Annotated in this window: 19 protein-coding genes; 15 read left to right on the forward strand and 4 right to left on the reverse strand. The window is 43.2% G+C overall.

What is annotated here, in order from left to right; translation table 11 throughout:
* The first annotated feature begins 52 nt into the window (after positions 1 to 52).
* From JMY08_RS03490 to JMY08_RS03535, 10 genes are all read left to right on the forward strand, one after another.
* Positions 53 to 1,546 (forward strand): pyridoxal phosphate-dependent decarboxylase family protein, encoded by a 1,494-nt coding sequence (locus tag JMY08_RS03490; RefSeq protein WP_201590560.1) that lies wholly within the window; start codon positions 53 to 55, stop codon positions 1,544 to 1,546.
* 1 nt (position 1,547) lies between these two features.
* Positions 1,548 to 3,377, forward strand: coding sequence for an IucA/IucC family protein (locus JMY08_RS03495; RefSeq protein ID WP_201590563.1), 1,830 nt, complete (start codon positions 1,548 to 1,550; stop codon positions 3,375 to 3,377).
* Between the two features lie 117 nt (positions 3,378 to 3,494).
* The gene (locus JMY08_RS03500; RefSeq protein ID WP_201590566.1) at positions 3,495 to 4,892 is read left to right on the forward strand and encodes a lysine N(6)-hydroxylase/L-ornithine N(5)-oxygenase family protein; all 1,398 of its coding nucleotides are present in this window, start codon (positions 3,495 to 3,497) and stop codon (positions 4,890 to 4,892) included.
* A 61-nt stretch (positions 4,893 to 4,953) separates the two neighbouring features.
* The gene (locus JMY08_RS03505) at positions 4,954 to 5,556 is read left to right on the forward strand and encodes a GNAT family N-acetyltransferase (protein ID WP_201590569.1); all 603 of its coding nucleotides are present in this window, start codon (positions 4,954 to 4,956) and stop codon (positions 5,554 to 5,556) included.
* Positions 5,556 to 7,055, forward strand: coding sequence for an MFS transporter (locus JMY08_RS03510; protein WP_201590572.1), 1,500 nt, complete (start codon positions 5,556 to 5,558; stop codon positions 7,053 to 7,055). Before JMY08_RS03505 ends, JMY08_RS03510 begins: the two co-directional genes overlap by 1 nt.
* Before the next feature lie 120 nt (positions 7,056 to 7,175).
* Positions 7,176 to 9,131: an IucA/IucC family protein gene (locus tag JMY08_RS03515; RefSeq protein WP_201590575.1), complete on the forward strand. Its 1,956-nt coding sequence runs from the start codon at positions 7,176 to 7,178 to the stop codon at positions 9,129 to 9,131.
* A gap of 4 nt (positions 9,132 to 9,135) precedes the next feature.
* Positions 9,136 to 11,217: an IucA/IucC family protein gene (locus JMY08_RS03520; protein ID WP_201590578.1), complete on the forward strand. Its 2,082-nt coding sequence runs from the start codon at positions 9,136 to 9,138 to the stop codon at positions 11,215 to 11,217.
* Between the two features lie 28 nt (positions 11,218 to 11,245).
* Positions 11,246 to 11,887, forward strand: a complete 642-nt coding sequence (locus JMY08_RS03525; RefSeq protein ID WP_201590581.1) for an RraA family protein — start codon at positions 11,246 to 11,248, stop codon at positions 11,885 to 11,887.
* 206 nt (positions 11,888 to 12,093) lie between these two features.
* The gene (locus JMY08_RS03530; RefSeq protein WP_201590596.1) at positions 12,094 to 14,493 is read left to right on the forward strand and encodes a TonB-dependent receptor; all 2,400 of its coding nucleotides are present in this window, start codon (positions 12,094 to 12,096) and stop codon (positions 14,491 to 14,493) included.
* Positions 14,494 to 14,651: 158 nt separating this feature from the next.
* Positions 14,652 to 14,885: a DUF1272 domain-containing protein gene (locus JMY08_RS03535; RefSeq protein ID WP_201590599.1), complete on the forward strand. Its 234-nt coding sequence runs from the start codon at positions 14,652 to 14,654 to the stop codon at positions 14,883 to 14,885.
* A gap of 101 nt (positions 14,886 to 14,986) precedes the next feature.
* Here the strand turns inward: JMY08_RS03535 and JMY08_RS03540 are convergent, their stop codons facing one another.
* Complete coding sequence (locus tag JMY08_RS03540) at positions 14,987 to 15,937, reverse strand: EamA family transporter (RefSeq protein WP_201590602.1); 951 nt, start codon at positions 15,935 to 15,937, stop codon at positions 14,987 to 14,989.
* A 165-nt stretch (positions 15,938 to 16,102) separates the two neighbouring features.
* Between JMY08_RS03540 and JMY08_RS03545 the strand changes: the two genes are divergently transcribed.
* Positions 16,103 to 17,503 carry a PLP-dependent aminotransferase family protein gene (locus JMY08_RS03545; RefSeq protein ID WP_201590605.1) on the forward strand — a complete coding sequence of 467 codons (1,401 nt, stop codon included), beginning with the start codon at positions 16,103 to 16,105 and terminating at the stop codon, positions 17,501 to 17,503.
* Between the two features lie 31 nt (positions 17,504 to 17,534).
* Here JMY08_RS03545 and JMY08_RS03550 read toward each other — a convergent pair whose 3' ends face one another.
* On the reverse strand, positions 17,535 to 18,053 hold the full coding sequence (locus JMY08_RS03550) for an HPP family protein (protein ID WP_201590608.1): 519 nt from the start codon (positions 18,051 to 18,053) through the stop codon (positions 17,535 to 17,537).
* A gap of 147 nt (positions 18,054 to 18,200) precedes the next feature.
* Between JMY08_RS03550 and JMY08_RS03555 the strand changes: the two genes are divergently transcribed.
* The 3 genes from JMY08_RS03555 to JMY08_RS03565 all read left to right on the forward strand — a co-directional run bounded on the left by JMY08_RS03555 (position 18,201) and on the right by JMY08_RS03565 (position 22,497).
* Complete coding sequence (locus JMY08_RS03555; protein ID WP_201590611.1) at positions 18,201 to 18,740, forward strand: TetR/AcrR family transcriptional regulator; 540 nt, start codon at positions 18,201 to 18,203, stop codon at positions 18,738 to 18,740.
* Between the two features lie 427 nt (positions 18,741 to 19,167).
* A complete protein-coding gene (locus JMY08_RS03560; RefSeq protein WP_201590614.1) occupies positions 19,168 to 21,525 on the forward strand; it encodes a PAS domain-containing sensor histidine kinase in 2,358 nt (785 codons plus the stop codon).
* A gap of 33 nt (positions 21,526 to 21,558) precedes the next feature.
* The gene (locus JMY08_RS03565) at positions 21,559 to 22,497 is read left to right on the forward strand and encodes a response regulator (RefSeq protein WP_201590617.1); all 939 of its coding nucleotides are present in this window, start codon (positions 21,559 to 21,561) and stop codon (positions 22,495 to 22,497) included.
* A 231-nt stretch (positions 22,498 to 22,728) separates the two neighbouring features.
* Here JMY08_RS03565 and JMY08_RS03570 read toward each other — a convergent pair whose 3' ends face one another.
* On the reverse strand, positions 22,729 to 23,226 hold the full coding sequence (locus tag JMY08_RS03570; protein ID WP_227679578.1) for a hypothetical protein: 498 nt from the start codon (positions 23,224 to 23,226) through the stop codon (positions 22,729 to 22,731).
* A 202-nt stretch (positions 23,227 to 23,428) separates the two neighbouring features.
* On the opposite strand from JMY08_RS03570, the gene JMY08_RS03575 reads away from it, so the two are divergent.
* The gene (locus tag JMY08_RS03575; RefSeq protein ID WP_201590620.1) at positions 23,429 to 24,100 is read left to right on the forward strand and encodes a hypothetical protein; all 672 of its coding nucleotides are present in this window, start codon (positions 23,429 to 23,431) and stop codon (positions 24,098 to 24,100) included.
* Positions 24,101 to 24,245: 145 nt separating this feature from the next.
* Here JMY08_RS03575 and rhuM read toward each other — a convergent pair whose 3' ends face one another.
* Positions 24,246 to 25,241: a RhuM family protein gene (gene rhuM / locus JMY08_RS03580; RefSeq protein WP_227679579.1), complete on the reverse strand. Its 996-nt coding sequence runs from the start codon at positions 25,239 to 25,241 to the stop codon at positions 24,246 to 24,248.
* Positions 25,242 to 25,248: the final 7 nt, after the last annotated feature.

Raw genomic sequence — 25,248 nt, forward strand, 5'->3', positions numbered from 1 at the left:
AAGTCACTTATTTGCGATTTATACCATCGTAGAATAAACAAGTGAGGATATTTTGCATTTATTAAACCAGCAAACCAGTGAGCAATATGTCACGCATATGCAAAAAACCAGCGCTGTCATCAAACAGTGGCTAGACGACAATAACGTGTATTTGGGCGGCACACCGCAACAAGTGCAAGCGACCAATGCCTTTAGCATCCGTGAGCAAGGCCGAGACATCGACACGATACTCGCTGATATTCAAAGTAAGTTTTTGCCCAGTTGTGTGTCGACGGCCAATGCGAATTGCTTAGCTCATTTGCATCCGCCCACACTGGTCATCGGTCAGATTGCTGAGATGATTATCGCGGCTACTAACCAAAGTATGGACTCGTGGAATCAAAGCCCAGCCGCGACCTATATCGAAAAAGATCTCATTCATTGGTTATGTGAACGTTGTGGGTTCGACAGTACTATTGATACCCAAACAGGCAGTAACGCTGGTGGTGTCTTTACCAGTGGTGGTACGCAAAGTAATCTGATGGGTTTACTGCTGGCACGCAATCAATTCTATAAGGCTAAGGGCGTTGATGTGCAAAAGGACGGCCTGGTGGGTCAGCCTAGCGGTAGTATTCTATGCTCAGACCAAGCGCACTTTTCTATCGAAAAAAATGCTGCTCTACTGGGTCTAGGCCAACGTTCCGTCATTAAAGTAGCGACCGATGCATCGGGTGCCATGCTGATGTCTGATTTACAACATCAGATAAATCGGCTAGGCGCTGACAATGTGATGGCCATCATTGCAACTGCGGGCACAACGGATTTGGGTGCAATTGATCCTCTCATGGCTATAGGCAAGATTTGCCGTGATGAACAGATATGGCTACATGTCGATGCGGCATGGGGCGGGGCATTGCTACTATCACAGCGCTATCGACACTTGATTGAGGGGCTGAATCAAGCTGATTCTATCACCTTAGATTTTCACAAGCATTTCTTCTTACCGATCAGCTGTGGTGCTTTTCTTTTACGAGACAATCGAAATTTTGAGAGCATTCGCCATCATAGTGAGTATCTAAACTCTGCTGATGACGAACAAGACAATATCCCCAACTTGGTCACGTACTCTTTACAGACCACACGCCGTTTCGATGCCTTAAAACTGTGGATGGCACTGGACTTACTAGGGACGGATGGCTATGCAGCCTTGATTGATAGCTGTCTGGATACCGCCAAGCAAGCGGCACAGCTGATTGATGCAAATGAAAATTTTGTACTGGTACATGAGCCCATTATCAGCAGTGTTTTGTTTTACTTTACACCCAAAGATACCGTGTTATATGACGAGCAACTCGCACAGCTCAATCGTCACATTGCTCAAGCGTTATTGGTCAATAATATCGCCAATGTGGCCACCACCCAGTTTGAGCAGCGCCTTTGCCTTAAATTCACCATTCTAAATCCCAATACCCAAATCAATGATATTGCAGACATCATTGAGCAGATGGCTATTGCTGGTTTTAACCGACTCAATTCTGACAACCTGAACGTTGATGGGAAAAAATAACATGATGCAGCATAAAACGCTTGATCGTCTCACACTACAAAATCTAATCAATGCTTACTGTTTTGAAACTGGGCGCGGCGATATTATTGCCGTAGAGCAGCAGGATGATATACAGAAGCAGGCCTCACAAAACAAGCCTCTATTAGTGCTAATGCTATTACCTTCGAACACGGTAATGGTCGTACCTGTCGATAGAGTGAGCCAATTGGGTCAGCATCGTTTGGCGGGCACGCCGCTTATATTGAATAAGCAGGTAAGCATACGATCAGACTCGAAACTAGACACGCAACTGGACGACCCTTTGCAAAACAGCCGATGGATAAAGTCCTCTGCTATGAGCCTGGCGTCTTTGATTATTGAAGACATCGTGCATCGTTATAAAGACAAAGCAACGCTAGATGCCAATGGTGTATTAAAACGCTGGATTGAGAGTTATGAAGGGCTACAGATTATTTTAGAGCATCGTAATGATGAGATTGATGACATCATTGACTATCAGCAAGACTTTATTCAGACCGAACAAAACCTTATTTACGGTCATGCCATGCATCCTACACCCAAAGGCCGTGCTGGTTTTTATGGTGCCGAATGGGCGAAGTATGCGCCCGAGACCAGTAGCAAAACCCAGCTGCATTATTGGCTAGTGCATCCCAGCTGCATTACAGAAGAATTCGTAGATGGCGAGAGTATTACCACAGCGCTCAAATCAAAGCTACAAGCTGATATGAGTGGCTATCAACAGCAACTTGTGGATGAGCATGCTGACTATAAGCTGTTGCCATTGCACCCTTGGCAAGCAAGGTTTTTGCAGCAGCAGCCGTGGTATCAAAAGCTGCTAGAACAAGGTCAATTGTTTGACTTGGGTGAGCTCGGTTGGCATCTGCATCCAACGACATCAGTACGCACGCTAGCGGCCTTTGATGCGCCTTGGATGTTTAAACTGTCGTTGTCTGTAGCGATTACCAATTCGGTGCGGATTAACCTGCCTAAAGAATGTAAACGCGGTATGCATGCCTGCCGAATCTGGCGTAGCGACTATGGTACTCAGCTCAAGACCCAGTACCCTACGATTGCGGTATTGAATGATCCTGCTTGGATTGCCTTACGTGTCGATGGAAAAATCATTGACGAGACCATTTGTATCTTACGTGATAATCCTTTTACAGAGGATACGCAAGTTACCAATCTTGCCAGCTTAAGCCAAGACCATCCAACCCGTCTTACCAATCGCTTAGAGACATTGTTTAAGTCCATCCATAAACGGACAGATGAACCTTTAGAACAGGTGGCTGTCCAGTGGTTTGACACTTATTTGCAAGTTGGTTTTATACCGCTGGTTCATATGTATTATCAGCATGGTATTGGGTTTGAGGTACATCAGCAGAACAGTCTGATCGAGCTAACAGACGGCTATCCTACTAAGTTTTGGGCCAGAGACAATCAAGGGTTTGGCTATATTGCGGAGTACGCCACGCCGCTCATTGATGCTTATCCAGAGCTTATTAGCGAAGGAGAGTGCGTCATTCCAGAAGACTTTGCCGACTCAAGATTTGCCTATTATCTAGTTGGTAACAGTATATTTGGTCTTATCACTGCTATTGCTCGCACTCAGCTTGTGAGTGAGGATGCATTAATCACGACGTTTAAAGAGTGTTTAATGGCTTTAGAGCAACAATACCCACATCGCTCGTTATTTGATTTGTTATTGCGTAGCCCTACATTACCGTTCAAGGGCAATCTACTCACCAGACTCTATGCACTCGATGAGCTAACCGCACCTGTTGAAACCCAGTCTATTTATGTCGACATCCCAAACCCTATGATGACGTAGCACGTCATATTGGAACGGTAAAGATAAGTACACGATAGAAGTTGGGGTTCGACAAGAACTAGCATCAGAATTAATGTGACTATCAAATCACTACTACCAAATCACTAAGGGACGACCGTGTTAGACATTATTGGTATTGGCGTAGGGCCGTTTAATTTAAGTTTGGCGGCATTACTGACAAAGACCGACGTAACCGCCAAGTTTTTTGAGCAAAAGGCTGAGTTTAATTGGCATAAAGGCATGATATTGCCAAACACCACACTACAAGTGCCTTTTATGGCAGACTTGGTGACGATGATAGACCCAACCAGTCCGTATTCTTTTTTGAATTATTTGCATATTCAGCACCGATTGCTTAAGTTTTACTTTTTAGAAGAGTTTAAAATTTATCGTAAAGAGTACAATCATTATTGCCAATGGGTAGCAGGGCAGCTGGATAATCTGAATTTTGATGCGGCAGTAATCGACGTGGCGTTTGACGACAATAATGATGGGTTTTTAGTGACAGTCTCTGAACAAGGTACACAAAACACCTATCATGCTAAAAATTTAGTTATAGGGACGGGCACACAGGCCACGCTACCACCATCGTTGCAAGATATTGCCAAGCAAGCGCCTAACCGCTGTATGCACACCGCTCATTTTGCAGACAATTTTGACTTGGATAGCCTCAATAATGTTAGTAGCCTTGATCTGAATAGCACCAAGACAGACAACAAGCTGACTAAAGTATTGGTGTTGGGATCTGGGCAGTCATCAGCAGAGGTGTATCGAACGCTGTTTGATCAGCAGTTTGATGGCGATGATAGTACTAACGACAACCCTAAGTTTCAGTTAGATTGGATGACTCGCTCGGCAGGGTTTTTCCCCATGGAATACTCCCCATTAGGTTTAGAGCATTTTAGCCCGGCGTATACAGATTACTTTTATGATTTAGACTCAGCAACCAAACCTCAAGTCACTGCCAAGCAAGACCTGCTCTATAAAGGCATGGGCTTTGAGACCATACGTGATATCTATCATCGTCTCTATGAGCGTAGTATTACTAATCAAGATTTGTATTCGACGTTGCTATCCAACTGTGAAGTGGTTGAGGCAACGCTGACAACAATGCTAGAAGTGCCAGAGTCGACAGGCACCATAAAACTGGTAGGTAGACAGCGTGAACAGAATCAAGATTTTACTGCTGAGTATGATTGTGTGATTGCTGGTACAGGCTATCGTTACGGTCTGCCTGAGTGTTTAAATACGATACTGCCTAGCATCGCGCACGATGAGTTTGAGCAGCCAATCATTGATAGAGACTATGTGCTGAAATATGTACTGACGCATCAAAAAGACATCGTGACTGATGGCAAGATTTTTGTACAAAATCAAGAGGTTCATACTCATGGCGTTGGCGCACCGGACTTGGGGCTGGGTGCTTATCGAGCAGGGTGTATCGTCAATCAGTTAACAGGTGAGCAGATTTACGATACCGATGCCTTAAAAGTATTTCAAAAATTTGGTGCATAGTTTTCTATAAGCATCGTATTTCATAAAAACCATCTAACAAAATAATAATTAGGAGCAAGTCATGCCGACCATCACCCAAAATCTACCCGATACCTTTAGTATTGAAGCTTATCAAAAGACGTTTGCGTTGAGACCTGTCAACTATTCAGAAGATATGCCATTGCTGTATAAATGGATGCATGCTGAGCATGTGGTTGATCAATGGCAGCTACATCTCCCAATGCCGCAGCTAAAAACCCATTTTGAAAAAATGCTGGCTGATGATCATCAGCGTCTCTACCTCATACTTTGTGATGATAGGCCGATTGGTTATACAGAGATTTATGAAACGGCTCGTGACCGCTTGTCTCATTATTACAAAGCCAAGGAGACGGACATGGGCTGGCATATTTTGCTTGGCGATCCAGCGGTGGTTGGTAAGGGCTATCTCAAACCAACAGGCATGATGATCAGCAAGTTTATATTTGAGCATACTGAGGCCAAAAAAATCGTGGTCGAGCCGGATAGTAAGGTTGAGGTGTATCAATGGATTGCTGATAGCTTTGCCTATAGAGTGCAACGTCTGATTAAAATGCCAGAAAAAACCGCCTCATTATATTTTTGCAATCGCGATGAGTTTTTGGAATCTAGAGGTTATCTCAATTTCTATGGTGCCACTGCTTAATGAGCAACGCCCCTATAAATAAAGCACCTATAGATAAGGCATCTACTAATGAGTCACCTATAAACGAAGCCTCTCAGAGTAGTAGCAGTGGCTTTACCGACAAACAGGTACAGCAGGTGTTACTGACACTACTGCTCGGCGGTACGGTGGTCAGCTTTAGTAATAGCGCGCTCAATCCAGCGATTCCTGTCTTTATGTCGGTGTTTGATGTCGATATTGTGATGGGCGGCTGGGTGCTAAATGCTTATGTCTTGGCCATGAGTATAGGGCTGATGCTCAGTGGCTACTTAAACAAAAAATTTCCGTTTAAGCATGTTTATTTGGCGGCAATTCTTGGATTTATGTTGGGCTCAGTCATTGGCATGCTGGCGTCTAGCATGAGCTTTGTCATCATTGCCAGAGCCATACAAGGACTGAGTGGCGGTCTGATTATCCCACTGTCTATTGGTATGCTGTATCAAATTTATCCGCAGCAGCAGCACGGCAGAGTAATGGCGCTATGGGGCATTGTTATTATGATGTCATTAGCGTTTGGCCCTTTGGTCGGTGCTTACTTGGTTGAGCAGTTTGCGTGGTGGACATTGTTTGCCATTACCTTGCCACTCAGTGCGGCGGTCATGGCGATGGTGTGGTGGTTAATACCTGACATGCGCTCATATGAAAAAAAGAGCCCTTTCGATATCATCGGGTTTGTCAGCTTACTAACTTGGCTGCTCGCGATGATGGTTTGGCTGAGCACGCTGAAGATAGACTTCACTAGTGGATTGTTCAGCAGTGACGGCTTATTAAAGATAGCCACGTTGGGTTTATTGTCTGTCGGATTTTTACTGTCCGCGATGGTTTGGTGGGCATATGAGCGTCGTCAGAAACATCCATTATTAAACGTGCGCTTGTTTAACAATAAAACCTATTTACACAGTAATATCATTAGCATTAGCCAAACAGTCGGTTTGATGCTGTGTCTCTTGCTATTACCCGTGTTGATACAAGACGTGATGGGCGAGAGTGCTTTATGGACAGGCGTTGTCCTAATGGTCGCGACGCTCGTGGCCAGTATCACCACACATTACGCTGGCAAGATGGTAGATAAGCAAGGTGCCAGAGGGATTGGTATCGTAGGAATTGCGATTAGTGCGCTGTCTACTTTGATGCTGGCATGGTGCTTGTATCAGCCCACGCTTTGGCTATTAATGTTGATTATGAGTATGCGAGGCGTTGGAGTGGGTCTGGCATACCTACCAACCACGACCGTTGGGTTTAGCAGCTTACCCAAAGACTCTGTCACTGAGGGAGCCGCACTTAATAACATCAGTCGCCGCATCATCTCTACCATATTTATCACGCTGTCCACCCTTTATATAGGCAGTCGAAGTGCGCAGTTATTAGCAGCAGGTAGTAGTGACGGCATGGCAAGCGCGATCCAAGAAATACTGGTGGTCATCGCGGTGATTTTATTATTCACAATCCCTTCAGCGTGCAAATTACCACGATCCCCATAAACAAATACCCCGTATCGGGGTTTACTTTAACTTATTAACGTAAATAATTATCATTCGCTTTAAATGCATCTAAATTCATACTTTTATTTGATTCAATTTTCAGACAGGAAGCTTATATCTATGTCCAATAATCTAGCAAACTCTATCAAAAATAATAATAGTGCAAATGTCACTTATGCGACTAAACCGTGGCAAGCACCTGTTAATTATCAAATTATCGCACGCGCTGAGCAACGAGTGATTAAGCAATTGCTGCAAGCATTGCTATATGAAAATATCATTGAGTTTGAATCTGAAAGTGCGAACATCGCTCATGAAAGTACTGGTAACGAGTCGCTGCTGAATTTTGTTATCAAAGCAGGTGATGATGCTCATTATACCGCGCAAGGCCATATTCATTACAGTTTTGACATCATTCGTTTGAATGAGCTAAATGTGCAGCGAGTGGTTAACGGTGTTGCTCAAGACGCTATTCTTGAGCATGTAATAAGTGATGTCTTGCTCAACATTGAAGGTGCAGAACTCAAAGACAGCTTTATCAAAGAGCTGCGCCATACCTTAGTGAACGAAACACAGTCTCAGATACTGGCTTCTAACATACCTGTACCTATTGATACGCTCACTTATGAGCAACTCGAAGGCTATCTAAAGGCAGGGCATCCTTATCATCCGTGTTTTAAGTCTCGTATTGGTTTTGATTTACAAGATAACTATGACTACGGGCCGGAGTTTGATCAAAACATCGACGTAGTATGGTTGGCGGTCAAAAAACAGCTACTGGTGAGCAATACCACTACCGGCATCGATATAAATGAATGGGTAAAAGACTATGTAGGTGCTGATGAATTTGATGCACTCAATGCCAAACTCACAGAAGTACTTACAATCGCAAATAAGCAAGACGAAGGTACAGCTAGTCATGAAGTAGACGAGACGGCTAATAATTATTGCTTAATACCTGCGCATCCTTGGCAATGGCAAAATACCTTAATTCAAGCATTACAGCCACTGCTTGCCACGCAAGAGATTGTCTATTTGGGTGATGCAGGTCATCAGTACCGCGCTCAGCAGTCTATTCGCTCATTGACGATGCTTGGTAATAGCGATGACAATGTTAATGGTGATAATGACGTTAGTAATAATAAAGCCTACTTAAAGCTGAGTATGCACCTAATTAATACCTCAAGCACGCGAATACTAGCAAAGCATACCGTGATGAATGCGGCTGTTGTCACTACTTGGTTGAATCAACTGATTGCAGATGACAAAACTGCCCAAGCATTACCCATTGCGTTTTTGGGTGAGACCGTTGGTGTCAGTCTCGACCATGAGGCGTTACGCGCGCGCGGCTACCAGCATCCAAATATGTATGGCGGGCTGGCTGCGATTTGGCGAGAAAACGTTAATCAGTATCTATCAAAAGGTCAAACCGCATTTCCGCTCAATGGTGTCAGTTATATCAATGCTGATGGCTCGCATTTGACAGCACCTTGGCTTGATAAATATGGCGTAGAGACATGGATTGCGCAGTTAATTAAGGTTACTGTCACCCCTTTACTACATATCTTATTTGGTTATGGTGTGGCATTAGAGTGCCATGCGCAAAACATCGTCTTGATACATAAAAATGGCTATCCCATAAAAATATTATTAAAAGATTTGCATGATGGGGTTCGTTATTCACCCGCGCATTTGACTCAACAACACTTGCGTCCAGACTTTTATAGCTTGCCACCTGCTCATGCTGCCTTAAATAGAGGCTCATTTATCGAGACCGAAGATACAGATGGCATTCGTGATATGACGGTTGCTTGCTTGTTTTTTGTGGCGTTGTCAGACATTGCGATTTTTATGCAGACGCATTATCACTATTCTGAAGTGGCGTTTTGGCAACAGGTTGCTGACTGCGTGACCGACTATCAAACCTCCCATCCAGAGCATCAAGTACGGTTTGACTTGTTTGATGTATTCGCTAAACAAACGCGCATTGAGTCATTGGCTAAGCGTCGATTATTCGGAGATAAAGCATTCCCGATTAAATACATCAATAACCCATTGTTTAAAAATCAGGGGTAAGACGATGCATACCTTATTTCCTGTGCAAACTTCTGCGCAAAACAGCCATCTTGATGTAAATCCTGAACCAGATATCGAGGCCATCCAATGGTCGCTGATTAGCCATTTGGTAGAGTGCTTTCTATTAGAGCAGTGGGTGGATGAGCATCTTATTCAAGTGACAACCACCACTGAGTACTTGGCAAATCATCAAACGTCACAAGCTCAAGATGCGCATCAATTTTTAGAATCACTACCACAGCAGTATCAAGATTTTTTTGACCAAGATAACCCATTAATGGTAATGAAAGTTGACCAAAATAGACAGTTATTACTATTGATAGAGCCTGCTTATGCGTCACCGTGGCGATTGTCTAAATCTTGTCTGCCTGTCATACATAACCTTAAGGACAATCTCAATAACAACCATTATGTAGAAAATGCTTGGCTAGAACCAGTAAGCTCAGCACAGCACTTGTTAGACATCTTTTTATTAATGATGGACAGTGACAGCTTATCTGACGTCGGTGTCTTAAAGCTAAAGGAAAGCTTAGAGGCTTCTTTTATAGCGCAGCAACAGTCAGCAGTGGCAAACATCACGACTACAGTATGTCAGAATCCGCATTGGCATCAAACCTTGATTGCAGCGGAGCAGTGGGCCTCACTGATGGATCGTCCGTTTCATCCATTAGCAAAAGGCAAGTTGAACTTTACTTCACAAGAGTATAAACGCTATATGGCAGAGTTTAATCAGCCTATCAAGCTGGTATGGGTCGCCATCGCCAACAGCCATGTCATGGTGGCAGAGCATGTTCAAGACACAACAACGCAAAATCCAGCGAAATATCTTTTGGATACTATGCAGCAGCAGAAGTTGATGCGAGAGCTAGATGACAAAGGCATAGCGGATACGCACATTGCGATGCCCGTACACCCTTGGCAAATGATTCATGTGATTGATGAGATGTATGCCGACGATCTTGCCAATGGCACAGTTGTCGCCCTCAAGTTTGACGAGCTAATTACTTATGCCAGCTCATCCATGCGCAGTATGTTAATTGATGCTGATACGCCAAATAGTATTAAGCTGCCTATAGGTGTATATGCACTAAACTCAAAACGCTACTTGCCAGCCCTCAAGCTAATTAATGGTGAAAAAAACCAAGCCATATTGATGCAGGCAAGAACGTTAGACCCTGTACTATCAGCACAGTTACGGTTATGGGATGAGCGCCTATGGTGGGGTTATATGTCTCCGTCTCATTTGCATGATAAAAGCGCTATTAATCCGCAATTTTATCAAGAAAAACCCACTCATTTAGGCGCGATGCTACGTCAATTACCAGCAGATTTGTGTGACGATAAGGTTCAACTGTTACCCATGGCAAGCTTGGGTATGTTGGTCTATAAGCAAGGTGTCAGCCATCACATTTTTGACGGGATTGTTCAGGAGGGCATTCATAGTACTAACCAGAATAGTAGTCAGGACAGTGCTCAAGAAAAATTGCCACAGAATAAAAAACCCGCTGTCATAGCGTGCTTTAAGAATCTTTGTGATGTATTTTTGGGTACGATGCTGCGCTGTTTACGCCTAGGATTCGCACCTGAGATGCATGGGCAAAATATTGTTATCGTATTAAAAGACAATCGTTTTACAAGTCTGTTATTGCGTGATCATGATTCCGTACGCATCCATCTACCATGGCTGGCACGTCATCAAATATCAGATCCTGAGTATTTAAGCCCGCCAGATTTTAAAAACCGTCTATATCGCGAGACGCCGCAAGCGCTGATATTTTATCTACAGTCGCTAGGGTTATTAGTTAATATTCGGGCGATTATCGAGTCATTGGTTGAGCATTATCATATCAATGAAGATACTCTGTGGCACGAGGCAATGATGAGTATTGAGCAGTCTTTGGTAACCATCGATTTTGATGATGATCAACGTCAGGTTATTCGTGACGAGTTATTGAATGGTTCACATTATCCGCATAAAACATTGCTATTGCCCGTGATTGCCCGTGGTTCTGACCCTCATGGCAGTATGCCAGCTGGAGAAAGTAAAACAATCAACCCGTTCAAGCGTATCAAGGAAAGCAGTTAAAATTATGAAATACCATAATGAGAACATAATGAATGATATTGATATTCGCGAACTTATAGACGGTTATAAAGAGATAGGTACCTCAACCATTGGTCATCTGACTGGGGAAGGGTATTTACCAGATATTACGCCTCTCAATCCCTGCACGGCTACCATAGTAGGCCGAGTGTTAACAGTCCAGCTAGCCTCTGATAACACGGATGTGATCAACCAGGCATTGATTCAAGCAGCGCCAAATGATGTGTTATGTATTGATGCTCAGGTATTAGGCATTAAAGCATGTTGGGGAGCATTGCGCACTTGCGCCGCTATCTATGAGAAGCTATCGGCGGTCATTGTCATTGGACAGGCGACTGACTCGCTCCAAATTCAGCAGCTAGGCTTTCCGGTATTTGCACAAGGTATCAGCGCTATAACTACGTTCAAGAGCAACCAATCACAAGGCAAGTTAGCGTCCGATATTTGCTATCGCTTTGGTGAGCAGACTACAGCTATTCGTTCAGGAGACATCGCCATTATGGATAATGATGGCATCTTCGTGTTGCCCATCAATGTGGCACAGCAGCTATTACCAGATTGTCAAAAGAAGCACAAAGCAGATGAGATAAAGTTTCAGCTATTTTTTGAGGCGTATCGTAATAATCAGTTGGATAAGTTGTTTGAGAGCTAGGGCGTGTCCTAGTGACGTTATCAAAAATTAGATTTTCAGCTGAACCCAGAATCATCATAAGTAAGCACTTACTAATAAAGTATAAATACATATAGAAATAAAAACGATTATCATTTACAATATCGTTCACAAAGTTAGTACACACAGTATTGTTAGCTAAATATAACTGATACCACTATTTGACTATCCAACTAAGTGAAGTAAATATGAAAAGCCATCATCAAGTTGCTCTATCCGTTCTTACTCTTTGCATTAGTCAGCAATTATATGCACAAACCGATGTCAGTACTACGGGCTTTGCTGTCAATGCGGCTACGTCAGAAGCGTTGGCCTCAAATTTAACATCAAGTTCGGCATCAACTGAAACTCCCAATGTGACTTTAGACACTATCAATGTCACTGCTAAGGCCAGAACAGGTACGGCATTGGCGCAAAAAATCAGTGAGATGCCAGCCGTTACGCAAGTGATTACTGAAAATGAGATTCAGATGCAGGCAACGGGTGACCGTACCACTGGTGATATATTGGCTCAGCTGATTCCAAGCCTAGGTGCCAGTAGCGGTTCAACCAGTAACTATGGTACGACCATGCACGGCCGTCCAGTACAGTTTTTGCTGAATGGGGTGCCATTGAGCAGTTCACGTAGCCTATCACGTGAGCTAAATAGTATTGATTCTGCACAGCTTGAGCGGGTAGAGGTACTCTCAGGTGCTACCAGTATCTATGGTGCTGGCGCGGCAGGTGGTCTTATCAATCTCGTGACCAAATCTTTGGTCGGTTATGGTCCTATCAGACAAACCAGAGTCGGCGTCAGTAGCAGTCGTGGCTTTGAGTCAGACTCATTGGGTTATCATGTAGGACAAACCTTAGGATATGGCGGCGAGCGAGTGTATGGTCGTCTAGATGTTGATTACGATAGCAAAGGCGGAAAGTTCGATAGCAAAGGCAACCGTATCAGCCCAGATGTGAACCAAACGGACCAACAAGATACCGAATCGCTAAGTGTTAATGGTAGCTTAGGTGTAGAGCTCACTGACAGCCAACGTCTTGACCTTGCAGTGACTTACTATAAAGATGAGCAGGATACGGACTACGGCCCAGACTATGGTGATGGTTTGGGAGTATTGTTCGGCGAGATACCCTCTCTAAAAGCTATTGATGGCGCCAATGTAAAAAATGAGCCTTATACTGAAAAAAGCTCGGTAAATTTAAGTTACAGTGATGATGATTTTGTGGGCTCAGGTTCTAGCTTAAGCTTGACTGGTTACTATAGAGACGAAAAAGGTCGCTTTTACCCTTCTGCTAAGACAGCAGATAAACAAGCTGCTGAAGTATGGCAAGCCAATGGTCTAACTGATGAAAAAACCGTGAACAAGCTTACCAGTGCTGCAGTATTTGTAACCCAGTCAGAAGCTGATATCGAAGTAATGGGTTTGCGGGCAGCCATGCAAACCGAAACCGAAATCGCAGGAAAAAAGACACTGTTTAGCTATGGTGCTGATTTCGAACGTGAAAACAGTGAGCAGACCTATTATGGTCAAAACCTAAACACCTTTCTTGCCAGTAATGGCTTGACCGCCCAAACCAATGGGCTTACTTATAATGGTGGACCAGATACTACCATCGATAAATGGGGCGCTTTTGTCAATGCAGATGTAGACATCACTGACAAATGGCATACCAGTGCTGGCGTGCGTTATCAAAAGCTTAAGTCAGAAACCGATGCTTTTACGCCCATCTATGAGCAGCTGCTTGAAGAATATTTTAACGACCCTCGTATCAGTGGGACAAGCGCAGCTTATGGCATTGACTATCAAGCAGGCGACGTAGAAAAAGGCAGTACAGATCACGACAAAACCTTGTTCAATCTCGGTACTAGCTATCAGTTAACCCCAAATGACCAGATATTTGCCAATTTTTCACAAGGGTTTACGACAGCGGATATCCAGCGTGCGCTGCGTGATGTGCGTGCAGGTTTTGTGGTCAACTCAGACAACGTACAACCGATTGCGATTAATAACTATGAATTTGGCTGGCAAGGCAAGCATGGCGATACAGCAGCGCGCTTGAGTGGATTCTATAACGAGTCAGACAAAGTAGTGCGCTTTACTGACAGTTATACCGTGGAAGTTGTCGATACTGATGAGCGTGTTTATGGCGTTGAAGGGTCGCTCAGTCACGACATTAGTGATAAATGGCAAGTGGGCGGTAGTGTCGCTTATACCCGTGGTCAGTATGACAAAGATGGTGACTGGTTGGAGTTAGATGCAGTACGTCTAACACCGCTAAAAGGTACCGCATTTGCGCAATACAACTTTGATGAAGGCAGCAATGTCCGCTTGCAGGCATTAGCGATAGGCGGCGATGATGAAGCCTTTAAAGATCAACAAAAAGACCCTGACTCTAGTGCCTTGCCTGTCACCGGCTATATGACACTTGATGTATTGGGACAAGTAAAAATGCCAGTCGGACGAGTAGATTATGGTGTTTATAACTTGCTCAATAAGGACTATTTAACAGTCTATCATCAAACCACTTACGGAGACCTGAACCGCTTACCGGCATCAGGCACCACCTATGGCTTAAGCTATACCGTCGATTATTGAATAATAAGCACTAAAAAAAGCCTTTCATACTAATTGTTGGATAGTATGAAAGGCTTTTTTATTTAGGGCGTATCCTCATTTTAAAAATGATGATAAAAATGAAATAAAGTCTCTCTATTTGATATTATTTAATACTACTACTGAAAATGGAAGACAATATGCTTGAGCTAAGACCCAATTGTGAACGCTGTGATAAGGACCTGCCGCCTAATGCTACAAATGCGATGATCTGTAGCTTTGAATGTACGTTTTGCACCTCTTGTGCGGCTAATGTTTTAAATAACTATTGTCCTAATTGTGGTGGTAATTTAACTAGCCGCCCTATACGTCCTACGTCTTTACTTAAGCAGTATCCGGCATCATTAAAGCGTGTGGTCAAAAAAGACAGTTAAAATGCAGTTAAAATATAGTGTTTAGATGTCTATTTATTGCCTTTTACTAGGGCGCGTCTTCAATTCAGTCGTTATCAATAAATGCGCCGTGTTATCCGCTACTAAGTAAGAATAGCCTTCCTTCCCAGTCCTATCTTCACATTTGCCAATATCAATCCAGATAGGATGAGCATCATCGCTAGCATCTTCCACCACGTCACCACCTCTCCTGTGAACAGCACTGAGGTCGCCATACCGAATATGGGCACCAGTAGAGCAAAGGGCATAACCTTGGAGGCGGTATTTTGCGCCAGCAGATGTGCCCACAGTCCAAAGCCAATCAGGGTTGAGATATAGACTATAAAACCAAGCGATAGCCAAGACTTGAGCGATGCTTGCGTGAACGTCGCTAACTGCCATGCTTCGGTTTCGAATAGTAGAGAAGATAACGTCAAAATCACACAGGCGATCAGACCGCCCCATACCACCAGTGCTAGCGCCGACAGTGCCGATGTCTTATTTGAAGCTTTATTGTTGCTATTGACAGGCAAGGCAGTAGAAATATTACTGGTACTCTGCTGCGTTGAGGCCTGTTTTGAAGCAATATTTCCAAAGCTCCAGCCTATGGCTGCAATCAGTATGCAGATAAAGCCAACCAAGGGCATATCACCGCCAAGGTTTAACGCAATGACACCCAGTCCTAGCACACCGACTACCATACCGATGATCTGCATGCGACTCACTGCTTCACCCAGTATGACAAAAGCCAGTAATACGGTAATAAAGATCTGAACTTGCAACAACAGCGCTGTTAATCCTGCCGATGCACCCAAATGCATGGCGGTGAATACAAAAGCATACTGCATGACAAAGGTGCCGATCGCATAAATAAATAGCGTACGGTTGAATTTAGGTGGTTTGAGGAATAAAACCAACGGCACAGCGGTAAAGAAAAAGCGTAGGGCAGTGAGCATTAATGGTGGAAAGCTTTCAAGCGCCCATGCAATAAAGGTAAAGTTCACGCCCCATATAAAGGTAACCAATACGGCTAAGGCAATGTGGATTGGGGTCATAGGATTATCCTAAATAATTATTCATTGTTGATATACTCAACTATAGTTTAAATGTCCATAACAGACCCGATACAGTTTCACTTATGGTGAACAAAGTGTATAGTTATTCCCAGCATGACACTTCTTGTATTCATAAACCTCATATAAAAATAGGCGTCCTTCATTATGGTCGAAACCTATACACTCAATCCTAATTTAACCAAAACTGCTGCCGTCGCTGAATGGCTACAGCAGCGTATTGACTGGCAGATTTACCTGCCCAATCAGCGCGTACCCTCGGTGCGAAAGTTAGCGAAACTATTAAATATATCAACCTTTACGGTGGTACAAGCTTACGAACAGCTGGTCGCTACCAGCGTATTAATCGCCAAACCCAGCTCGGGCTATTATGTCAATACGCAAGCACAAGTAGTCCAGCCCAATGATGATAAAAGAGTGGTCGTTAAGCACCCAGTAATAGATACGCGCTGGCTGGTACAGCAAGTCTTTAGTGATATTCCGCATCATCGCTCGCCAGGAGTGGGAACATTACCGAGAGACTGGATACGTAATGATAAGATGGAATGGGCCATACGGCAGGTCACCCAGCAAGCCGATAGCTTTATCTATGATTATGGCAATGTTCACGGCTATCTACCGCTACGTCAGCAGCTGGTTCAACACCTGCATACGCTGGGAATGCAAACTAATACCGACCATGTGATTACTACAGCAGGAGTGTCGCAAGCCGTGAACATGGTTGCGCGGCTGCTTACTCAAGCTGAGGATACGGTGGTGGTTGATGGACCGGGCTGGTATTGGCTATCGAGCTGCCTGCAACAGCAGGGCTTAAACGTCGTCTCTGTAGAACGTGATCATCAAGGGCCTAATATCGAGCACATGCAAAGGCTATTTGCCACGCATCGCCCTAAGCTCTATTTGACCAACAGTGTGCTACATAACCCGACCTCCTATAATCTACATCCTGCGCGCGCGCACCAAGTACTCAATCTTATTCATGAGTACGACGCTTATATTTTTGAAGATGATTTATACGCTGCATTCGTACCGGGTGGTCAAGTATTGCGTTATGCCAGTCTTGATCAGTTTGAACGGGTATTTTATGCGACAGGGTTTTCAAAGTCGATGGCGTCCGGCTGGCGTGTCGGCATGTTGGTCTGTCCTGATAAGCATATTGATAATGTATTACGTATGAAAACCTTGAGTAATTCAAACACGCCAGAGTTTGGTGAACGAGTTTGCCATCATTTATGGACGCATGGTGAGTATCGTCGGCAGATTAAAAAAGTGCAGCAGCATTTATATAGCGCTCATGAAAGAATGCGCAACGCATTACCAAAGAGAGGACTTATCTACCCTGAGCATACACAAGCAGGTCTCTTTGTTTGGGTAGACACGGGGCAAGATACGAGCCAGCTGGCACTAGATGCCTACAAAGAAGGCTGGCTGGTCGCACCAGGGCAATTATTTTATCCAGATGCCCGCGCCTCAAACCATCTCCGACTTAATGTATCAACAACTGGCGATGACTTTTTGGCATGGTTAAGGAAGTATTTAAACAATTAAACCTACATATTTTGCATTTGCTAAAGACAGTTCACCACCAATAGGTCGGATACTGTCTACCCTTACCCAAATTGTTATAAATCAGCGCTATCATTACCAAAACGATTGAACCAAGCAGGGTAGGTGTTAATAAAAAATTCCAATTTACCGCCCCAAGCATGACTATCAAAGGATTGGAACCCGCAGGCGGATGCGGCATTCTAAACACTAGCATGAGCGCAATGGCAGTGCCTACAGCGGTTGCCATACTCCACCAGTGAATACCAAATAATGTCATAAATACCAGTCCCGTAAAGGTCGCAATAACATGCCCGCCTATGACGTTTCTTGGCTGCGCAAAAGGGCTGGCGGGATAGGCAAATATTAATAAACAACTGGCACCAAATGAACCTAGAATCATAACGAGTTCTATTGAGCTTCCTAATATAGCAAGCGTTGCTGTTGCAATGGTGCCGCCTAACCAAGCGATTACTATCATCGATAAAGGTAATCTTTTTGGGCATTGACTGCCTTGACCGCTCAACTTATGCCAATTAAAAAACGACTGCATACTTATTCCTATAACAATTAAACAATGAGAAGACGTCACTACTGATATACTGATCAGTATATTAGCTAAGTATACCGAACGGTATACGTAAATCATAGTTTTTTATTGAATAAAATAATAGGAACGAAAAAACGGGAGGACCAACTAATGGAATTACGAGATACTATTCTACAAAAAAGTTATGAGATCTTTTACAAGCAAGGCTTTCACGACAGTGGAGTGGAGCTTTTAGCAAGGCAGGCAGGGACTACCAAGCGGACTTTGTATGCTCATTTTGGTAATAAAGAGGGTTTAATCGAAGCAGTGCTTGAATATCGTCATCATATGTTTATGAATCAATTAAACAATTACTTCGACAATTCTGAGATCAAAGATGTGGCAGATATTGCAAGGTGCTATTTAGTCTTCATAAAAAACTGGACATTATCAGAGAATTTTTATGGTTGTATGTTTATTAATGCTTGCGCAGAGTATTCAGATACTGGGTCTTCGCCGCATCAAATAGCTAAACAGCATAAGACTAAGGTTAGGCAATGGCTGTTTGATAAGTTTAAACAGATAAGTTTGGAAAACGCTAAGCAGAAATCTGACACTCTATTTGTATTTGGTGAAGGTATTATCGTTGCAGCACAGACGGGGCAGGAATCACTAGAGCTAGAGGATGATGTTTTTAAAGGTTTTTCTTAAAGCGCTTGCAACAAGTCTTCAGTATTTATAACCGTAGCAAATTCTGCATTCGATTCAAACCCTAACAAAATTGTCTATATAAACACCCTATCAGAATTTTGACACCATTTTTCCTAATAAGGAGGTATAGAATTTATATATTAAAGTGCTCATCGGCTATGTCATCAATAAGCTGTATATCATTATTTACACTAAGCAATTAGCAAAGACAAATGCTGGCAGGATTATATCTCCTAACATCAACACAATTATCGCTAAAATTAAAAGCTACTGGTTAACACCTGATAAAACAAAACTTTTGTCATCATATTGTCATGACGGCATCGTATCCTTGAGCCCACTATAAATGGTGGTTGCGTATCACTGATGTCTTTATTCATTAAGTGATTCATTGATGATGGTAGACGCATCAATATAAGGTTTATCTATGAGTGTTGCTGGTCGGCTTGGTAGTATTTCCACACGTATGCTGATTATTTTAGCATTGGCTTTTTTACTAATTATCCTGATGGTTTACTGGGTTATCGAAACCCAAGCTAAGCCGCGCATACTGGAGATGACCTCAGAGACGGTAGTTGAAACGGGTAACGAAGCCATTAATAGCATTATGGCGAATATCAGCCACGTCGACGGGCTGGCAAAGGCAGCCAGTGCGATGGCTGGCGGGTTGCCAAAAGAAGACCGCCTTTATAAAGAAACCTTTGGCAATCTCATGCAACAAACCGATCAACGGATTGTGGGCGGCGGCGTGTGGTTTGATCCAAATATGTATGCTCAAAACCGAGAGCGCCAGTCGTTTGTGTGGGCGCGTGATGACTCAGGAAACATGCAGCCGTTAGAGTATTATAATCAAGTGCGCCAAACGCCGAGTCCCTATTATCGAGAGTGGTGGTACATTCCTGCGATGTACGCACGCCATGACCACTGTGTCTGGAGCCGTGCCTATGTCGATCCGCAAAGCAATCAGCCGATGATGACTTGCGCCAAGGCATTGTATGACAGTCGCAATCAGGCTTTTGATGGGGTAGTGAGTTTTAATCTGCTATTAGATAACCTCGATGACGCCATGAAAAAGTGGCAAGATAAGCTGGGTGGTTATGTCTTTTTGGTAGACTTGGACAATCGATTTTTGACCTTTCCTGATCAATCTATAGTCACGCAAGTGACTGAGAATAACCCCCAAGGCGAGATGGTAACTGCGCATCAATTGGCCGAGAAAAACCCTACCTTTGCACCTATTGCGGACAGCCTAGATGATATTAACCAAACACTCATTGATGAGGCCGTTGCCAAAGATGAAGGTCGTTATACGCTCGCGGCACGTAGTATTTTGAGTACGACTAACCTGAATAAAATCGGCGAACAAGAATCCAAGTTACTGTCAGCATTACTGCTATTAAATATTGACCAAACATTTAATTTGGTAGACAGTCACTTGATTGGGACCATCGCTGTGCCCAATGATTTTGTGTTGCAGCAGCCTGCCACCGCCTTTGTGTTTCGTATGCCGTTTACCTATTGGAAGATGGTCATCGTCAAGCCCAATAATGACATGATGAGCGTGGCAAATGCATTGTCGAACCAGCTGATTCAAACCATGCTACTGGGCTTTATTCCTATCTTGTTGTTGACCGCATGGGTGTTCCGTCGCTACTTTACGCGACCGCTAAAGCATATGGCACTAGCAGTGGCTGATATGGGCGCATTGATTGAGCAAAAAAAGTATCAACAATTAAGCGCGCTTAAACTGCCACACTCAAATGTCAGCGAAATTCAAATCATCAGTGAGCAGACCAATCAATTGATCGACCGCGTCGTCGAAAATGAAGGCTCACTTGCCGAAATCAATGTTCATCTAGAGAAACAAGTCGCCGCCCGTACGCAAGACTTGCAGCAAGCCATGGATGAGTTAAAAGCCTCACAAGTGCATCTGGTGCGCTCCGAAAAAATGGCTACATTAGGTCAAATGGTGGCAGGCGTGGCACATGAGGTCAACACGCCGCTGGGCTACGTGCGTAGTAACATGGAGCTGGTCGGCGATAATCTTGTTCGTTTTGATGAGCTGCTACAGCATACAGATCAATTATTGCAGGCGTTAAAAGCGCCAACTATCAACCAAGAGCAAGTCAAGCAGCTAATAGAGCATACTCTACAATGCTGTGACGAGATTAAAGAAGATGAAGTCAGTGAAGATTTGGCCAATCTGATTAAGGACGGACTGTATGGTGTTGATCAAATTGCTGAACTGGTCGTCAGCTTGCGCGATTTTTCTCGAATTGATGAATCTAAGGTGAAAGATATCGATATCAATGAGTGTATCAATACCTCATTGATTATGGCTCGCAATCACTTAAAAACGCTAGACGTCAAAACCAATTTAGCCGAGCTGCCGCTGATTCAATGTAATCCTTCGCAAATCAACCAAGTACTATTAAACCTATTTAATAATGCCGCCCAAGCCATACCGAGTGATCATAAAGGGACATTACAAGTCACGTCGTCTGTGGATAAGGCACAGAAGTCTGTTGTGGTACGCATTATAGACAATGGATCTGGTATTAAAGAGGATGTTTTAAATCATATCTTTGAGCCGTTTTTTACCACCAAAAAAGCAGGCGATGGCACAGGGTTAGGATTGGCCATTACGGCACAAATTATGGAGCAACACGATGGACGCATTGAGGTTAGCTCAATAGTTGGGGAGGGCACGACGTTTACCCTCATGCTACCGATACAGTCTATCGCTCATGAAAAGAAACCTTCGCAAGCCTTATTTGAAAGTTAAGAGACTTCCAGCCACTTATTTAAAGAGAGCGTCATGCAAAAACCAAAAATCGCTTTTATTGATGACGAGCCGCGTATCTTACGCAGCTTAAAAATGCATTTTCGCCAGTCACATGACGTATTTATTACTACCGATGCTACTGAGCTGATGGAGTATGTCAGCCAGAATGAGGTACAAGTGGTCATCAGCGACCAACGCATGCCAGATAAGCAAGGTACGGAGGTATTAAGTGACATTAAAGCGGCTTCGCCAAATACTATTCGTATCTTGTTAACCGGTTATGCGGATCTGAATGCCGTGATGGATTCTGTGAATGAGGGCGAAATTTATCGCTATATCACTAAGCCATGGCAAAATGATGAACTTAAAAAAATCGTTAATAAAGCCACAGAAATTGCTCAGAAAACCCAAGAAATAACGCAAAACTCTATGGGAAAGAATGCGACTCAAAACCATGCTGATAGTGGCACTGTTAGCAATCGCAATATATTGGTATTAGATGACGATGAGAGCGTCTATCAACAAATAAAAAGTCATTTTAAGAGTGCTTATACCGTGAGCTGGGCCAGTAACCTTGAACAGGCCGCGAAGCTATTACAAAAAAAACGCTTTGGCGTCACGATTACAGATTCGACGCTCAATAAAGAAAATATTACACCCATCGTTTATGCCTTAAAAAACATCCAGCCAGATCTGATGGTTTTGATGCTGACTGAGTTCAAAGACGCTCATATGGTCATTGATTTAATTAACAAGGGTCAGGTGTATCGCTGTCTACCAAGGCCAACTAATTTATCTATCATGAGTATCAGTCTTGATCGTGCTTTTGATCATCACGAAAGATTGGTGCAGCAGCCGATACTGGCAGCTCGCCATCATGTCGAAGAAGTACCGGAGTCAGAGGCTTTTAACTTTTCTGAAAGATTGAAAGGTTTCTTTGCCAAATTCAGAGGTTGGCGCATTAGTAGATAGAAAGAATAGGGCATGCCAAACATTCTCTATCCATGGTTTGAAAAAATCATCGTCTCATATAAGCATAAGAGCCATTACATATAAGTGTCAGCTCACTAAGTATTAAACTGTTTATAGACTTCATTTAACATAATATACATTATGTGAAAACAAACCAACGGTCTTAGAAGGTAAGTATCCTATATTTAAACACTGTCTTAGCTCAGATATTTCTGGTATTAAGTTCAACTGTTAACGACACATTTCAAGCAAATGCTTACGCAAAGTTCTACCATCGTCATCTAAGATTACGTCTGCGACTTGGCAACCAGCACGCTTATCATTGTCATCACATGATAACTCATAATAAATATCGCTACCTTGCGCCAAGCTGACCTGAACCAAACCTTGCTCAGTCATCGAAAACTTTTTGTCTTGCGTATAATCAGGATCTTGAGAATCCCACAGCACATCATAATCGATATTGCAGGACGTTTGATTTTTATCAAAATAATCTTGTTCAAGTTGCATGGCTGCTTGTAAGTCAGCATTTGCATATTGCTGTAGCATCACAGGATTACTCAACCCTTGGTCATCAGCATCTTGTTGATACATCTTTGTGATGGTCGCAATCTTCATAGCAGCCATAACAGCTTGTTTCTGATCTGATTTTGTCACATCTGCTGTAGCGCTACCGACAGGCATCAGTCCTATGGTTAGCAGAAATATGAGTGATTTATATGTTGGCATGATGTTCTCTACAAGCTTTTACTCTATAAGTGTTACAACCTATTACATCATACCCATATTTGGACTCTGCTGTATTATCGTATCATTCAGGTTTACTTACCAAAAGAACCATTTCATAGCGTTCTTATGGTACTTTTTTATTTGTTCTCATGACAATTTTGAGTGATTTTTTATCTCTGATAATCGTGTTAAGGATGATTTTATGACGATATCACCTGCTTTTTTTAAGAAAAAATCTGCGACATTGGCCTCTAGTAGCCTTTTATTGCTCACTATGACCGTGACTGGTTGTCAGTCCGTTTCTGAGTCTAGCGAAGCCATTGTGTCTCAACCAACCAGTAGCTCATCAATGCCTAGCAATGCTGATAGCAGTCAGCAAACGTTTAAACAGCAATCATTGCGTATTCAGCATGCACTGGCTAATGGCGACTATGCTAGTATCACCAATGATATTCATCCCACACGTGGCGTCCGGTTCTCGATGTATGCATATATACGTCCTGAGACCGACAAAGTCTTTAGTCGCGGGCAGTATGCACAGTATCTACAACAGTCAAAGATTCGCTTTACGTGGGGTGAAAAAGATGGCACGGGTGATTTATTGATCACGCCGCTACCTGACTATTTGAGCAATTGGGTCGCTGCTAGTGCATTTGATCAGAACGCAGAGATCAGTATTAATAGTAGTAAAGCGATGGGCAACAGTATTAACAACTTAAACAAAATATATCAAAACTCTGACTTCGTTGAGTTTTACAGTAATGGCAGTGAAAAATATAGCGGTATGGATTGGCGTGCGATGCGTTTGGTGTTTGAGGAATATCAAGGTAAGCGTTATCTGGTGGCTGTCATTAATGACCAGTGGACGGTTTAGGGCGTAGAAAAACGATTAACCGACCACTTTTATAGGGTGCTTTTAGAATAGCAGACTACTCTACTTGGTTTATCATAGGGTTTATATTCAAATATAAAGATATATATTGCAACTTATGCTACAGGATTGTTGACAACAGTCCTGTTTATTGGCTCTCTAACGACAACATATTCATAATCAGTTTAATCAAAGTATCTTTTTGATTAGGGTCAGATTCAGCGACCAATAAGGTTAATGCCGCAAGCCCAGTATTATTGATGACCATATCACCTTTGTCATTCAACAGTCGGTGATTACGGTGTAAAAAATCCACGAACAAGAAAGCGCCGCTGCGTTTATTACCATCAGTAAAAGGATGGTTTTTTACCATAAAGTACAGTAGATGTGCCGCTTTACTCTCGATAGTTGGGTACGCAGGCTCACCAAAGACAGTTTGTTGTAAATTACCCAATACACTATCCAAACCATCACCACGAGGTTTAGCAAACAATTCAGTCGCCTCACCCCTATCTATCAGCTGCGCTTTCAAGTTTGTCAGCGCTGCCATCGCCTCAGCCGTACTGGGTAAGATACCACCATCTTGTCCTGTAGGATTATCAAGTAGACCTTCATCATAGCGCTGTAACCATAAAAATGTCTGCGTATAACGGCTTATAATCTCAACCAGTCCGCGTCCTTCGTCGGTGTTAAGCTCGGGACTTTGGGCGGTTTTTTTGATTAATTTTAGCGCTTGTTGCAATTCAGTAGAGTTTTTATCGAAGCGCTGTTGATTGAGTGTATAGCCTTGTACCAAGTATTCACGTAAGCGCTGCGTTGCCCAACGCCTAAACTGCACACCTTGAGGAGATTTAATGCGATAACCGACTGATATAACCACGTCTAGGTCATAAAAAGTCACCGGACGGTCTGAATTTGCAATATGCATTTTTTGCATATTGCTTTTCTCAGCGATTTCTTCATCTTTTATGGCATTAGCGATATGACGAGAAACCACGGATTGGTCACGACCAAATAACTCGGTCATTTGTGCTTGTGACAACCAGACTGTTTCTTGCTCAAAACGTACATCTACTTGCGCCTTTCCATCAGCACTTTCATAGATCTCTACTTTTGCCATATCATCCTGTATAGCATTAATCATCTCAGCT

Source organism: Psychrobacter sp. Pi2-51 (assembly GCF_904846665.1).
Lineage (GTDB): Bacteria > Pseudomonadota > Gammaproteobacteria > Pseudomonadales > Moraxellaceae > Psychrobacter > Psychrobacter glaciei.